Source organism: Kribbella sp. NPDC051620, assembly GCF_044453825.1.
In the GTDB taxonomy this organism is placed as follows: Bacteria; Actinomycetota; Actinomycetes; order Propionibacteriales; family Kribbellaceae; genus Kribbella.
The window spans coordinates 181,843-195,639 of sequence record NZ_JBITDB010000007.1; the positions used below are offsets into that span (position 1 = coordinate 181,843).

A 13,797-nucleotide genomic window follows, 5' to 3' on the forward strand; every position below is an offset into this window, starting at 1 on the left:
TCCGCCATCTCCCCCACGCCGCTTCCACCAGCATGATGCTTGAGGCCCCCAAATGGTTCGGTGCGGTCAACCTTTCAACCAGAATTGCAGCTTGTTGCACTTCTGAGCGGACCACACCCCGTCGTTGCTCACGTCCATTACAACGTTGTACGCTCGTCAGCGACCGCATCCCCTCCAGCCCCGGGAGCCCTCGATGCCAACCGCCCAGCAACCCCGCCCCGAGCATCCGCGGCCGCAGTTCACCCGCCCTGACTGGCTCAACCTCAACGGCGAGTGGCAGTTCGAGCTCGACCGGTCCGACTCCGGGCTGGAGCGCGGGGTCCGCGATCGCGACCTGCTGCAACGCATCACCGTGCCGTTCGCCCCCGAGTCGCAGCTGTCCGGGATCGAGAACGTCGACTTCCTCGAGGCCGTCTGGTACCGGACCACGGTGACGATCCCCGCCGGCTGGGCCGGCAAGGAGGCGGTCCTGCACTTCCAGGCCGTCGACCACGACGCCACCATCTGGGTCAACGGCGTCGAGGTGGTGCGCCACCGCGGCGGCTTCACCCCGTTCAGCGCCTCGCTCAGCGCCGTCGCCGCGCCCGGCGAGGACGCCACGATCGTCGTCCGCGCGCGCGACAGCCGGTACGGCGTACAGGCGCGTGGCAAGCAGTCCCAGCCGTACTTCAACGCCGATTGCCACTACACCCGAACCACCGGCATCTGGCAGACCGTCTGGCTGGAGGCCGTCCCCTCGATCCACCTGAAGCGGCCGCGCATCACCCCTGACGTCGCGGGCTCCTGCTTCCACGTCTCGGTACCGCTCTCCGCCAACAAGCCGGGCTGGAAGGTCCGCGCCGTACTGTCCGACGCCGCGGGCGAGGTCGCGTCGGCCGAGGTCCGCGCGGATCTCGACCTCGCCCCGCGGCTCGTGCTCGCAGTACCGGCTGATCGCGTCCGCCTGTGGGAGACCACCGATCCACATCTGTACGACGTCCGCCTGGAGCTGATCGATGCCGACGGCAACATCGTCGACGCGGCCGACAGCTACGCCGGGCTCAGGTCCGTCTCGATCAACGGCCAAGCCGTCCTGATCAACGGCAAGCACGTCTTCCAGCGGCTCGTACTGGATCAGGGCTACTGGCCTGAGAGCTTGATGACGGCCCCCTCCGAGGAGGCGCTCGTCGCCGACATCGAGCTGAGCCTGGCCGCCGGGTTCAACGGCGCACGCCTGCACCAGAAGGTGTTCGAGGAGCGGTTCCTGTACCACGCGGACCGACTCGGCTACCTGGTCTGGGGCGAGTTCGGCGACTGGGGTGCAGGCGTCGCCGGCACCGGCGACGACAATCAGCAGCCGACCGCGTCGTTCGTGACGCAGTGGCTGGAGGCGGTCGAGCGCGACTACAACCACCCGTCGATCGTCGGCTGGTGCCCGCTGAACGAGACGCACCAGGTGCTGCACGACAGGATCACGCAGCTCGACGACGTGATGCGGGCGATGTTCCTGGCCACCAAGGCGGCCGACACGACCCGGCCGGTGCTCGACACGTCGGGCTACTCGCATCGGGTGCCGGAGACGGATGTCTGGGACTCGCACAACTACGAACAGGACCCGGTCGAGTTCGGGAAGCAGATGGCCGGGCTCGCGGACGGAGCGCCGTACGGGAACACCGGTCCGGAGGGCAGGCCGATCTCGCAGGCATACAACGGGCAGCCGTACTTCTGCAGCGAGTTCGGCGGGATCTGGTGGAACCCCGACGCCGCGACCGCCTCCGGCAACGACGCCGAGTCGTGGGGCTACGGCCAGCGGGTCAAGGACGAGGCCGACTTCTACGACCGCTTCGCCGGGCTGGTCGGCGTACTGCTCGACAACCCGCTGATGTTCGGCTACTGCTACACGCAGCTGACCGACGTCTTCCAGGAAGAGAACGGCATCTACCGCTTCGACCGCAGCACGAAACTGGACGTCCCCCGCATCAAGGCCGTCCAACTCCGCACCGCCGCGTACGAGCAGTAACCCGTCCCCACCTCCCCACCTCCTCCTCACCCACCTCCCGAGCGTGGCAAGCCCACCACTTGTGGGCTTGAACACCAAACGGTGGCCTTGAACACCGTATTTCCTGTCCAAGCCCACCGTTTTGGGTGCAAGCCCACCAGTGGTGGGCTCGGACAGCAAGGGGTGGGCTTGAACAGGAAAGGGTGGGCTTGAACAGGAAAGGGTGGGCTTGAACAGGAAAGGGTGGGCTTGAACAGGAAAGGGTGGGCTTGAACAGGAAAGGGTGGGCTCGGACACGGTATTTCTTGTTCAAGGTCACCGCTGGGTGTCCGAGCCCACCATTGGTGGGCTCGGACAGCCAGCGATGGGTTGGGCTGACGGAGGGCGAGGGGCGGAGCGTGGCTAGAGGACAAGGAGGGTTCCGTCGGGTGGGAGCTTGATGCCTGCTGCCCGGATTCCGGCGTACTGCGAAGTCGCCGGGTCCAGGGCGGGGTTGGTGTTGTTGAGATGGGTGTAGGCCCAGGCCGTGCCGGGCTGGGCGGCGCTGAGTTTGCGGATGCGTTCGAGGCTGGCCTCGATCGGCAGATGCCCCATCACGCTCTGCGCCTTGCCGGTGGCGTCGGCTTTGTCCGACATCTCCCCAGCATCATGGAAAGTGCCATCCAGTACTACGTACGCGGCCCCGTCCACGAACTCATCGAACCCGTCCGGCCAGCTCGCCAGGCAGGGCGCATAGACGAGCACCCCGCCCGTCGCGGGATCCTCGAACCGGTACGCGACCACCCATGGATCGCCCGTCGCGCTGCTCACGTACTTCGGCCGCTTGTTGCTGACGGCAAGCACCTTGACGCGGAAGCCGGCCAGGTACTGATCAGCGCCAAGCGTCGACCACGTCCAGGCGCCGTAGTTGCGCAGCATCGACCTCACGTCCTCCAGCGCCTGAAGGACAGCGGACGGAGCATAGACGTTGAGGCCGGAACCCTCCCGCAGCATCATCAGGCCGAGCGCGTGATCCAATTCGGCATCGGTCAGGAAGACGCCCTTGATCGGAGTCTCCCGCGGCCCCGGACCGGCTCGAAGCTCTTTGGTGGCGAGGATCTGAGCGCGAATGTCGGGCGACGCGTTCACCAGCTACCAGTCGTTGCCATCAGCACTGATCGCCAGACCGTCCTGCGTCCGAGGCAGGAGCCCCGGGTCGGAGCAGGTCGGGCAAGCGCAGTTCCATTGCGGGAAGCCTCCACCGGCGGCGGTGCCGAGCAGGATCGCCTTCATCGGCGCATCTCGAACTCGGCCTGCTTGGCCGGTGTCTTCAGGATCAAGTCGACCAGCCCGCGATCGGGCGACTTCTGGCAGACCGGATCGGTCGCGGCGCCGTCGCCGGTCAGCAGGAATGCTTGACAGCGGCAACCACCGTGATCGAGTCCGCGCCGGTCACAGCTCCGGCAGGTGTCGCTCATCCAGTCCTCACCGCGATACGCGTTGAACGACTCGGAGCCGTACCAGATCTCGCGCAACGACTTGGTAGTCGCGTTGTCGAGGTTGAGCGTCTCGATCGCGCTCGCCGCCGGGCACGGGAGTACCGTCCCGTCCGGCGCGATGGTCAGCTGACGAGCACCCCAGCCGTACATGCACGGCTTCGGATACTCCTCGTAGTAGTCGGCGACGACATAGATGACCTGCATCTTGCCCTTCAACCGATCGATGGCGGCCCGTACTACGGGCTGCGCCCTCTGGAGTTGCTCGAGCGTCGGCATCAACTGGTCGCGATTGCGCAGCGCCCAGCCGTAGTACTGGGTGTTGGCCAGCTCCAACCGGTCGGCGCCCAGCTGCTCGGCGAGCGCGATGATGCCTTCGAGCTGATCGTGGTTGGCGCGATGGAGCACGACGTTGACGCTGAGCGGGAGGCCGGTGCGCTTGATCAGCTCGGCGGCGACGATCTTGTGGTGATGGGCACGGGTGCCGGCGATCTTGTTCGCCCGTTCAGCGTCGGCGGCCTGGACCGAGAGCTGGATGTGCGACAGGCCTTTGCCGACGAGATCATCGAGCCTGCGCTCGGTGAGGCCGAGACCGCTGGTGACGAGGTTGACGTAGGCGCCGAGGTCGGCGGTGTGCTCGATGAGTTCGGGGAGGTCCGGGCGGCCGAGCGGTTCGCCGCCGGAGAAGTGGACCTGGAGGACGCCCAGCTCGCGGGCTTGGCTGAGGATTTCCCTCCACTGCTCGGTCTTCAGCTCCTGGTCGCGTTGCAGGAGTTCGAGCGGGTTGGAGCAGTACGGGCAGTGCAGCGGGCAGCGGTGGGTCAGCTCCGCCGTGAGCCCGAGGGGTGCCTCCGTCATGACCACTCCACCACCTGTCGATCGGCGAGCCGGGTGAGAACGTCGACTACCTGCTGCTGCTGCACGCCGTCGTACTGGTTGCTCAGGGCAACGGTGATCTGTTCGACCTCGGTCTCGCCGTCGCAGAGCTGGAGGATCGCGGTCGCTGTCGGGTTGGGGACGAGCACGCCTTCGGGGTACAGGAGGACCTGGAGGTCCCTGGTGTGGTCGTAGGTCAGCCTCACACCGCGCTTCAGGCGGGGTTTCACTGCTTCGCCGCCGCTCGTTCGATCGCGTCGAGCATGGACCAGAGGACGTCGCATTTGAAGGACAGCGCGGCGATCGCCTTGTCCTGCTGCTCGCGGGTGGTGCAGTGCTCGACGACCAGGTCGAGCGTCGCCTGGCCTTCGCCGGAGACCGCGTCGATGCGATTGGTGAAGTAGGCGAGGTCCTCGGCGTGGATCCACTCGTACGCCGTGAGCATGTCGACGACGCGTTGCTTCATCAGGTGGCCGGAGAACAGCTCGGTCAGGCCGGAGGCGACGGCCTCTGTCCAGGGCTTGGTCCGCGCGAAGGTGACGTAGGCGTCGACGGCGAACCGTACGCCGGGGGCGAGGTGGCGCTCGTCGAGCACCTCCTCACGGCTGAGGCCGACCGCTTCGCAGAGCCGCAACCAGCGCTCCAGCCCGCCATCGCTCACTGTCTTGCCGTTGGTACCGGTCTTGCCGTCGTGGTAGGTGATGCGGTCGATCCACTGGCGGCGGACGTGCGGCAGCGGGCAGTTGCTGATGATCGCCGCGTCCTTCTGCGGGATCATGCTCTGGTAGTACCAGCGGTTGGCGGCCCACAGCCGCAGTTCCCGCTCGTCCAGGTCGCCGGCGTGCAGTCGCCGGTGGAAGGGGTGCGTTCCCCAGTACCGGTAGGACAGCCCGCGTAATGCGGCGGCGAATTCCTCGCCATTCATCGTGGACACAACGCCTCCACCTCACAATTGAACGTCACAAATGGAACTCGGGCACACAGATTGCCTTGTGACGGAACTTGTTCAGGGGAAATCACGGAAAACGGGGGCCTGCGGCGCAGGCCCCCGTTCAGCGGTGTGTCAGTCGATCCGCGCCGCGTAGGAGGTGACTTCGGTTGGCGTCTCGAACTCGATGAAGTCCGGGGCGATCCAGATTTCGCGCTGGGTTGCTTCCACCATGGTGAGCTCCTTGCGTTCATGACGGGGGGCGCCGTCTTTGTGCAAGATAAGACTTAGGAAGGGACATTTACCAGCCCTGTCCCGGGATCTGGTATTTCGGGTTTCTTATTTCACAACGTGCCGGTGAGCAGTTGCAGCCCCAAGCTGCTCAGTGCTACGGAAGCCCACAACAACGCCCCCAACGCCAACGGCCGCCAGCCGGCCTTCCGCAACTCACTCGGCCGCATCGACAGCCCGATCGCCACCAACGCGGAGGTGATCAAGAACGTCCCGACCAACGACAAGCTTTCCTGCCAAGCCGTCGGCACCACACCAAGGCTCCGCAAGGTCGCAGCCAGCATGAAGCCGATGAGGAACAACGGCACCATCCGCCGCCACGGCAACCTGCCCGTCCCCACCCCGCTTGCTGTGCCCATGGAGTCCGCCTTGCCGACTGCAGTGGCAGTGCGTGCTTCTCGCCTCGACTTGAGGATTACCAGGCCGATGACGATGGGGATCAGCATCAGGGAGCGGGTGAGTTTGACGACCAGGGCTTGGTCGCCGGCTGCCTGCGAGTACGTGTAGCCGGCGGCTACCACCGACGAGGTGTCGTTGATGGCGGTACCGGCCCAGAGGCCGAAGGCTTGGGCGTCGAGTCCGAGGAGGTGGCCGAGCGGCGGGAAGGCGAGTACCGCGACGACGTTGAAGGTGAAGATCGTGGCCAGCGCGTAGGCGACCGACGAGCGCTTCGCCCCGATCGCGGCGGTGGCGGCGGCAATCGCCGAGGCGCCGCAGATCGCAGTACCGACGCCGATCAGCGTCTGGGTGTCACCGCGCACGCCGAGCAGCCGCCCGAACAACCACGCGCCACCCAACGCGACGGTCAATGTCCCCAGCATCACCGGCAGCGAGTCACCGCCGACCTTCACAACCTGTTGTAGCGACAGCCCGGTGCCGAGCACGACGATCGACAACTGCAGCAACGTCTTCGATGCGAACTCATACCCCGGCCGAGCCCACGACCCCCGCAGCGCCGGCACGAGCACCCCAGCCAGTACCCCGAGCACGATCCCGAAGACCGGCCCACCGATCACCGGCACCAACCGGCCCAGCGGCACGGCGGCCGCAGCCAGCGCGAGCACCACCAAAAGCCCAGGAACCCGCTCGATGAAGTGTGGCTTCGCGCCGGGTCCGGTCTCAGCAACAGCCGGTGAACTAACCTCAACGTGCACCACGAGCGGCCCTCCTGACAGAAATGTGCGTACATTTAAGTTAGGAGATGACCGGACATTTGGCAAGGCGGCAATCGACGGAGAGGTCCGGATGAGCGAGCGCAAGCTGGATCGCAGCGGTGGGCAACCGCTGTGGAAGCAGCTGCAGCAGGAGCTGGTACGCCGCCTGCGGGCCGGCGAGTTCGACGACCTGTTCCCCGGCGAGCTCGCGCTGGTCGAGGAGTACCAGGTGAGCCGGCACACAGTTCGCCAGGCGCTCGGCAAGCTCCGGGCCGACGGGCTGATCGTCGCCGAGCGTGGACGCCAGCCACGGGTCGCCACCTCGCCGGAGATCCGGCAGCCGATGGGTGCGCTCTACAGCCTCTTCTCCTCCGTCGAGGCGTCTGGGCTGCCGCAGCACAGCGTCGTACGGGCTCTGGACGTCCGTGCAGACGGGGTGATCGCCAGTCGACTGGATCTGGAGGCGTCGATCCCACTGGTCTACCTGGAGCGGGTGCGGTTCGCAGGGGACGAGCCGCTGGCGCTGGACCGGGTCTGGTTGCCCGCATCCCTGGCCGAGGGACTACTGGACGCCGACTTCAGCCATACGAGCCTCTACAACGAGTTGGCCGAGCGCACCGGGCTCCGGCTCGACCACGGCCGGGAGGACATCAGGGCGGTCAACCCGACGTCGGCAGAGCGAGCACTGCTGCATTGCCCGGCCGACGCGGCCGCCTTCTCGATCAACCGGCTAGGGCACGCCCAGGGCCGCAAGATCGAGTGGCGGCACACCGTAGTACGGGGTGATCGGTTTGCTCTGGCTGCGGAGTTCTCGGCGCACGCTGGGTATCGCCTGGCGCCCGCTGGGGCTGGTACCGCGCTCTCCTAGAGGATGATCGACTGCAGGTGGTCGACGGTGAGGAAGGTTGCGCCGGCAGCTTCGGCGGAGGTGCGGAGTTTGGCCAGGCCGCCCCAGTCGACAGCCGGCTTGTCCAGCGGCTGATCGAAGTCGTCCCAGTGGGTGGCGATCACCGTCTTCACCGGCTTGATCGTCTGCAAGAGCCGGTCGGTCACTCCCGGCTCGCCGCCGGGCGCCGCGAGTACGACGTCGACCTGCAGATCCCTCAGTTCATTGGCATCGAAGCCCGCTGTGCTGAGGCTGAGGATCCGCAATCCGCCGATCGTGATCACGTAGGCGAGCGTGCCACCCTCGACAAGGTCAGCGATCGTCCGCGGCCGCGGGGGCACCGCACCCGGCCGCGTCCCCGGGAACGCGAACTGATGCCGCTTCCCACTACACGAATGCACCGACCGGAACACCTCGACGGTGAACCCGTCGAACGGCAGGTACTCCCCGCCACTCACCTGCGACAACTGGTCGGCAGGCGCCCGCATCGCCCTGAGCAGGTTGAGATGCGACTCGTTCCCGAGCACCGTCGCTCCGGTCTTGCGCGCCACGTACGGCACATCCGGGATGTGGTCGTAGTGCCCGTGATGCACCAGCACCACATCCGCCGTACTCACGTACCGATCAACCAGCGCCGGCTCGCTGACCACCCGAGTCCCCGGATCAGCCCCCTCTGCGCTGTACGTCCCAGTCTTGAACCTGGTCAGCCAGGGGTCGGTCAGCACCACGTACTTCCCGCACCTGAGCTCCCATGCGTGGTTCCCCCACCAGGTGAGCGTCACGGGGTCGCGGCCAGCTGGGGTACCTGTTGCCGCTTCAACACCGGTGGTACTACGCCAGCCGACCACTCCCGCGGCACCCGCCGCCGTACCTTTCAGCACACCTCTACGACTCAACGTCACGCCGTCTCCCTCACTCGAAACCGGACCTTCAGTCAAGGCGAGCGGTTCGGTGTGTGTCGAATATGCTCTTACACATGAGGCGATCTGCTGGGGATATCAGTGCAGGTCAGGTGGGTCATGCTGACTGAGCGGTATCTGCAGATCTTCGTGGCGCTGGCCGAGGAGCAGCACTTCGGGGATGCGGCCCGGGTGGTGGGGATCACCCAGCCGCCGCTCTCGCAGGGGCTTCGGCGGTTGGAGGCGATGGTCGGCGCCAAGCTGTTCGAGCGCGGGCTCGGACGGGTCGAGCTCACGGCGGCTGGGGCGGCGCTGCTGCCGTATGCCCGGCGGGCGTTGGGGGCGATCGACGAGTTCCACCATGCGGCTGTCGCTCAGGATCCGGAGGGGCCGGAGATTCGGCTCGGGCTGGCTCCTGAGGTGCCTGCGTCGGTGGGGGCCGCGGTCGCTGCGGCATGTGGGGAGGCAGTGCCCGGTAGTCGGGTGACAGCCATCTCCGCGCCGACCAGTGCTCTGGTCAGCCAGGTAGTGTCTGGCCGGCTCGGGCTGGCCGTAGTACTGCATCCCACTGTCCTCGACGGCCTCCAGGCAGGACCGGTGACGCTCCTCCGGAGCTGGGCACTGGTACCGACCTCTCTCCACCCCGACGACGGGCAGCCGCTGCCGCTGCGCAAGCTCGACGGACTACCGATCGCAGTACGGCCGCGCGCCGAAGCCCCTGCTGCCAGGGACCTCTTCCTGGACACTCTCGGCCTCCATAGGCCAGGCGGCGGCACAGTGGTCGTCACCGACGACCGAGCAGCTCTAGCAATGGCCGCAGCCGGCCAAGCAATCCTCATCACCCCAGACGACTCCCTCCAAGCAACAGGCGTCGGCAGACACCGCCTGGTCGACGATCCCCTCCCCACCCGCCTCCGCCTCGTCTGGCCCCACCCCGGTACGCCGAACGCCCTCCCACCCAAAGCAATCCCCCACCTAACCCAAGCCCTGACCCCGTCGAGGTCGTCGCGATGACCGGGCGGATTCGTGCGACGTTCGAGGATGCGGGAGCTCGTGGGTGGTTGCATGCTGTTTCGCTCCAGCACCCGGAACAGACGGTCGAGCTGGACCCGGACGTCGTCGTACCGGTCGCCTCGGTCTACAAGCTCCCGCTGCTGGTCGCCTTCTGCCATCTGGTCGACACCGGCGAGCTGGACCCACGCGAACAGCTGACACTCCAACCAGCCGATCGCATCCCCGGCCCCACCGGCCTGTCGATCCTCCGCGACCCAGTGACGATGTCCCTGCGCGACCTGGCCGTCATGATGATGACCGCCTCCGACAACGCCGCCGCGGACGCCCTGCTCAACCAGGTCGGCGTAGAGCGTCTGGCCGACCTCCTACGGTCGTTCGGACTAGAGCACACCCAGGTACGCCGCGGCGCCGCCGGCAACCTCAACGAGCTGCGGCGACGGACTGGTGCGAGTGACGTCGACGCGGCGTTCGCAGTACTGGCTGACAACGACCAGACGGACCCAGTGGGTGTGTACGACGCAGCCGGGATGGCCGCGAGCTCTGCCAGGGACATGACGACGCTACTGGCCGACCTGTGGTCCGGCCGGCTGCTGTCCGACGAGCAGACGGCGTTCGCCCAGACGCTCATGCAGCAACAGGTCTTCTCCCAACGTCTCGCCGCCGGCTTCCCATACGACGGCGTCCGCGTCGCCGGCAAGACGGGAACCTTCGGCGCCCTGCGCCACGAGGTAGGCGTGATCGTGATGCCGGCCGGCGACGCCTACGCCATCGCCGTCTTCACCCACGCCGCCCGCGGCGACCAACGTCTCCCCCGCGTCGACGCCGCCATCGGCGAAGCAGCCCGCCTAGCCATCGACCACCTGCGCTGACTACTCAGCGACGACCGCGTAGGCCTCAACCTCGAGCAGCACATCCGGACGGAAGAGCGCGACAACCTGCACCGCAGTACTGGCCGGCGGATTGGCCGTGTCGACGTACGCATCCCGCGCGGCCCGGATCGCCGGCAGATACGCGATATCCGTGACAAAGAAGTTGAGCTTCACCACATTCGCAAACGTCGCTCCCGCCGCCGCCAGACACCGCTCCAGATTGGCGAACACCTGCTGCGCCTGCGCCCCGGCATCCCCTTCCCCGACAAGGTTGCCCTCAGCATCGAACGCGACCTGCCCCGAGATCGCGACCCACCGCCCTGGCCCGCTGACCACATGGCTGTACCCGTTCCCTGGCGCGACACCCTCAGGATTCAAGTGACTGAGCTGACTCACGACATGTCCTAACTACGTTTGAGATCGGCGAACAACTGCTGCTCGGTCCGTCCCAGCTGAGCGACCATGATCCGATCCCGCTGATTCTGGTCGGACCCCCGCGAAGCCAACTCCCGGTAGAGCCCGACCACCTTCCCCTCACCGTACTTGCGGACAAGGTAATCGACGGTCAGCCAGGCAATCTGGTACGAGCTTTCCGGCGTCGCGTAGAACTTCTCGTCCGACGGCAGCATGTTCAGTTTGCCCAGGTAGTCCGAGCGGATCTCCTTGCGGTACCGGGCGAGGTCGAGGTCGCGTTCACCGGCGATCGGTCCCCATTCGACATACCGCGCCGCGCCCTCGACGAGCCAGCGCGGCCCGAAGGGCCCGTACGCCGCGCAGGCGACGTGCGTGAACTCGTGGACCAGGACCGGCGTGGTGAGGTCATAGCGATCGGTCGGGTTCACCACGACATACGCGCCGGCGTCCTGGCCCCTCTTGTCGGTCTCGGTCGGCAAGGTCCGGTACACATGCGACGCCTGCGCAAGGGACTCCTGCTGCGGATTGCTGAAGTCGACGTCACGTACCTGTTGGTCGTTGATCGTCAGCGCGATCACCAGACCGCCACCTCGCCAACTGGCCGACCACGTCTTGTTCACCGCCTTCACCGCAGCCTCCGCCTGGGCCAGGGTCGACGCGGCGAGCTTCGTGTTGCCCTGCTCGACGACGACCAGCGCCCGCTTCCCTCGGCGTACTAGCACCGGACCCAGATCCCAGGCTTCCTTGTGTGCCCCGTTCGGCAGGCCGCCGTCCAGATCGGTGTCGTTGACCAGCACGTACCGCCCGCCGCGCTGCGCGAACGTGTACCCCAGCGCCGCCTTCACCAGCTGATCGTCGATCCCACCGATCTGGTAGGCCATCACCACGCTGACCGGGTAGCTCGTCGGCCCGTACTCGTCGATCACCCACTGCTTGACCTGCGGCTCACCCAGCAGATAGCTCAGCTTGGTGAACCCGAACTGCACCAGATTCCCGAACAGCACCTTCTGCTCGGCCACCAGCTTCTTGTTCCCCGGATCGACGTCGGCCAGGAACTGCGCCCGATCCTTCCGCAGTACGGCGGAAGCCCGCCGCCTCAGAATCGCATCCACAGCGGCCCGCTGAGTACCCGCGTCAATCTGTACCGCGGTGGGCTTACTGTCCGCCGGCGCAATCTTCTCGCCCTCATGCCCGCGCCAAAGGACTCCACCGGTAACCCCACCGACCAAGACCAGCGCCGCAAGGCCCAGAACCCATCCCCGCCGAACCCCATTCACCGGCTAAGTGTGCATCACTCACCTCACCCCCGAGACGCCGTTGCACGTTGCTGCAGTGGGCGTTTCGGTACGGAAGCTCTCGCCAAGCTGCTCGGCCAGGCCGAAGTAGTGCCGGAAGTTGTAGATCAACGGCGACCAGCGCCGCGGGTCGACGTACGAAGTCCCCGGTACGACGATGCGCTGGTCGGCGTGCACTCGCACCACCCGAGCCTCGACGACGAAGAAGTTGCCACCGGCATCCAATCGAATGTCGTCGGCGACAGCCTCGAACTGCAGCGGACATTCGGCCACCCGCGGTGGACCGACCAGCTCGGACGGTACCGGCGTCAACCCGGCCGCCTCGAACTTCGCCGGCTCGTAGTGGAACCGCTCGCGCTTCTCCTCCGGTACCGGGTACCGGCCGGTCATGCAGGCGATGCTCTCGACCGCCGTCCAGAGCTCCGGCGATGGGAAGTTGATCACCAACTCCGGCCGCCGGCGCAGGTTGTGCGCGGTCTGGCCGTCCGTACCGACGCCGAGGACAACGACGTCGCCGAGCGCCCAGGCCGACGACATCGGGGCGAGGTTGAAGGTGCCGTCGCCGTTGTCCGTACTGATCAGCTCGACCGGCGTACCGACGTACAGGATGGACGGTTCGATCGTCAGATGCGTCATGGCGCCGACGCTAGGAGCCGGTCGGTTAGGTGGGCGCCGAAGCGTCGGCGAGGCAGGATGGATGCGTGAACACGTCGACGGAAGGCCAGGAGCTCGCGGCCTGGGCGAAGATGCTCGCCGACTCCACCAGGGCGACGGTGTGCCTGGCGCTGCTCGACGAGCGGGCGTGGACGGCGACCGAACTGGCCAAGCTGGCCGGGGTTTCGCGGCCGACGATCAGCGAACACCTCAACGTCCTGGTCGACGGCGGGCTGCTCAGCGAAGTACGGCAAGGACGGCATCGGTACGTCAAACTCGCCGGACCGGACACGGCTGAGCTGCTCGAAGGCCTTGCCGCGTTGGCTCCCCGCCGGCCGGCTGCGGCAACGAGCCTCGCCGGGGCCTCGAAGCGGGACGCGTTCGCTCGTGCCCGCACGTGTTACGACCACTTCGCCGGGCGGCTCGGGGTCGCGCTGGCGGACGCGATGACGGAGCGTGGTTTGCTCGATTGGTCTTCAGGCGTGGCGCTCACGCCACAAGGCGCCGCGTGGCTCCACGAGCTCGGCATCGTCGTGGAGCCGCGGCGCGGGCGTCCCGTAGTACGGGCATGTCTTGACGTGACCGAGCGGCGGCCGCATCTGGCCGGCGCTGTGGGCGCCGCCATGTGCGCACATGCGCTGAACCACGGATGGGTGACCCGCATCCCCGGCGGGCGTGCACTCAAAGTCACCGGGTCGGTGGAAACGCTCGGTCTGCCTGGTGACGTAGTGCGAGAACTCGCTGCCAGGTCATCGGACGTGTGACGGAGAACACGCGTCAATGGGCAAATGTCGGCGGGACCGCCTAGCCTTCGGGCATGACTGAGTTCGAGCCCGACACCGAGTTGGTGTCCCGTCTCTCGTTGCCCAGCCACGTGGTCGTCCAGGTGGACGGCCAGTGGCGGCGCGGCTGGCTGATCGGCCGCGAGCACGAGGACACGGGATGGATCGGCGTGGTGCAGTACGAGGGCGACGACGGTATCGAGCAGACGGATCGCCTGCCGGCGGACCTGATCGCGCTACCGGAGTCGGACCGGCCGACTGAGCGAGCTTCGTAGCTTGCTG

At 66.9% G+C, this 13,797-nt stretch carries 17 protein-coding genes; 6 read left to right on the forward strand and 11 right to left on the reverse strand.

Annotated elements, in window-relative coordinates; all coding sequences use genetic code 11:
* Window positions 1-193: 193 nt before the first annotated feature.
* The gene (locus ACIA12_RS34100) at window positions 194-1,999 is read left to right on the forward strand and encodes a glycoside hydrolase family 2 protein (protein ID WP_396371397.1); all 1,806 of its coding nucleotides are present in this window, start codon (window positions 194-196) and stop codon (window positions 1,997-1,999) included.
* A 381-nt stretch (window positions 2,000-2,380) separates the two neighbouring features.
* Here the strand turns inward: ACIA12_RS34100 and ACIA12_RS34105 are convergent, their stop codons facing one another.
* The 7 genes from ACIA12_RS34105 to ACIA12_RS34135 all read right to left on the reverse strand — a co-directional run bounded on the left by ACIA12_RS34105 (window position 2,381) and on the right by ACIA12_RS34135 (window position 6,705).
* The gene (locus ACIA12_RS34105) at window positions 2,381-3,106 is read right to left on the reverse strand and encodes an MBL fold metallo-hydrolase (protein ID WP_396371398.1); all 726 of its coding nucleotides are present in this window, start codon (window positions 3,104-3,106) and stop codon (window positions 2,381-2,383) included.
* Between the two features lie 3 nt (window positions 3,107-3,109).
* Entirely contained in the window at window positions 3,110-3,250 is a 141-nt protein-coding gene (locus ACIA12_RS34110; RefSeq protein ID WP_396371399.1) for a hypothetical protein, read from the reverse strand.
* Window positions 3,247-4,311 carry a pyrroloquinoline quinone biosynthesis protein PqqE gene (pqqE, locus tag ACIA12_RS34115; protein ID WP_396371400.1) on the reverse strand — a complete coding sequence of 355 codons (1,065 nt, stop codon included), beginning with the start codon at window positions 4,309-4,311 and terminating at the stop codon, window positions 3,247-3,249. Before pqqE ends, ACIA12_RS34110 begins: the two co-directional genes overlap by 4 nt.
* A complete protein-coding gene (pqqD, locus tag ACIA12_RS34120; protein ID WP_396371401.1) occupies window positions 4,308-4,613 on the reverse strand; it encodes a pyrroloquinoline quinone biosynthesis peptide chaperone PqqD in 306 nt (101 codons plus the stop codon). Before pqqD ends, pqqE begins: the two co-directional genes overlap by 4 nt.
* Complete coding sequence (gene pqqC / locus ACIA12_RS34125) at window positions 4,556-5,254, reverse strand: pyrroloquinoline-quinone synthase PqqC (RefSeq protein ID WP_396371594.1); 699 nt, start codon at window positions 5,252-5,254, stop codon at window positions 4,556-4,558. Before pqqC ends, pqqD begins: the two co-directional genes overlap by 58 nt.
* A 138-nt stretch (window positions 5,255-5,392) precedes the next feature.
* The gene (pqqA, locus tag ACIA12_RS34130; RefSeq protein ID WP_396371402.1) at window positions 5,393-5,491 is read right to left on the reverse strand and encodes a pyrroloquinoline quinone precursor peptide PqqA; all 99 of its coding nucleotides are present in this window, start codon (window positions 5,489-5,491) and stop codon (window positions 5,393-5,395) included.
* 110 nt (window positions 5,492-5,601) lie between these two features.
* A complete protein-coding gene (locus tag ACIA12_RS34135; protein WP_396371403.1) occupies window positions 5,602-6,705 on the reverse strand; it encodes a YeiH family protein in 1,104 nt (367 codons plus the stop codon).
* Between the two features lie 88 nt (window positions 6,706-6,793).
* Between ACIA12_RS34135 and ACIA12_RS34140 the strand changes: the two genes are divergently transcribed.
* Window positions 6,794-7,570: a GntR family transcriptional regulator gene (locus ACIA12_RS34140; RefSeq protein ID WP_396371404.1), complete on the forward strand. Its 777-nt coding sequence runs from the start codon at window positions 6,794-6,796 to the stop codon at window positions 7,568-7,570.
* Here the strand turns inward: ACIA12_RS34140 and ACIA12_RS34145 are convergent.
* Window positions 7,567-8,490 (reverse strand): MBL fold metallo-hydrolase, encoded by a 924-nt coding sequence (locus ACIA12_RS34145; RefSeq protein WP_396371405.1) that lies wholly within the window; start codon window positions 8,488-8,490, stop codon window positions 7,567-7,569. The genes ACIA12_RS34140 and ACIA12_RS34145 overlap by 4 nt on opposite strands.
* Before the next feature lie 117 nt (window positions 8,491-8,607).
* Here ACIA12_RS34145 and ACIA12_RS34150 point away from each other — a divergent pair, with 117 nt between their 5' ends.
* Together ACIA12_RS34150 and ACIA12_RS34155 are read left to right on the forward strand one after the other, a co-directional pair.
* On the forward strand, window positions 8,608-9,501 hold the full coding sequence (locus ACIA12_RS34150) for a LysR family transcriptional regulator (RefSeq protein ID WP_396371406.1): 894 nt from the start codon (window positions 8,608-8,610) through the stop codon (window positions 9,499-9,501).
* A complete protein-coding gene (locus ACIA12_RS34155; RefSeq protein WP_396371407.1) occupies window positions 9,498-10,370 on the forward strand; it encodes a serine hydrolase in 873 nt (290 codons plus the stop codon). Before ACIA12_RS34150 ends, ACIA12_RS34155 begins: the two co-directional genes overlap by 4 nt.
* Here the strand turns inward: ACIA12_RS34155 and ACIA12_RS34160 are convergent, their stop codons facing one another.
* From ACIA12_RS34160 to ACIA12_RS34170, 3 genes are all read right to left on the reverse strand, one after another.
* Window positions 10,371-10,766, reverse strand: coding sequence for a RidA family protein (locus tag ACIA12_RS34160; RefSeq protein ID WP_396371408.1), 396 nt, complete (start codon window positions 10,764-10,766; stop codon window positions 10,371-10,373).
* An 8-nt stretch (window positions 10,767-10,774) separates the two neighbouring features.
* Window positions 10,775-11,896, reverse strand: a complete 1,122-nt coding sequence (locus ACIA12_RS34165) for a hypothetical protein (RefSeq protein WP_396371409.1) — start codon at window positions 11,894-11,896, stop codon at window positions 10,775-10,777.
* Window positions 11,897-12,079: 183 nt separating this feature from the next.
* Window positions 12,080-12,715 carry a flavin reductase family protein gene (locus tag ACIA12_RS34170; protein ID WP_396371410.1) on the reverse strand — a complete coding sequence of 212 codons (636 nt, stop codon included), beginning with the start codon at window positions 12,713-12,715 and terminating at the stop codon, window positions 12,080-12,082.
* Window positions 12,716-12,780: 65 nt separating this feature from the next.
* On the opposite strand from ACIA12_RS34170, the gene ACIA12_RS34175 reads away from it, so the two are divergent.
* Together ACIA12_RS34175 and ACIA12_RS34180 are read left to right on the forward strand one after the other, a co-directional pair.
* Window positions 12,781-13,497: an ArsR/SmtB family transcription factor gene (locus ACIA12_RS34175; protein ID WP_396371411.1), complete on the forward strand. Its 717-nt coding sequence runs from the start codon at window positions 12,781-12,783 to the stop codon at window positions 13,495-13,497.
* Window positions 13,498-13,550: 53 nt separating this feature from the next.
* Complete coding sequence (locus tag ACIA12_RS34180) at window positions 13,551-13,790, forward strand: hypothetical protein (protein WP_396371412.1); 240 nt, start codon at window positions 13,551-13,553, stop codon at window positions 13,788-13,790.
* Window positions 13,791-13,797: the final 7 nt, after the last annotated feature.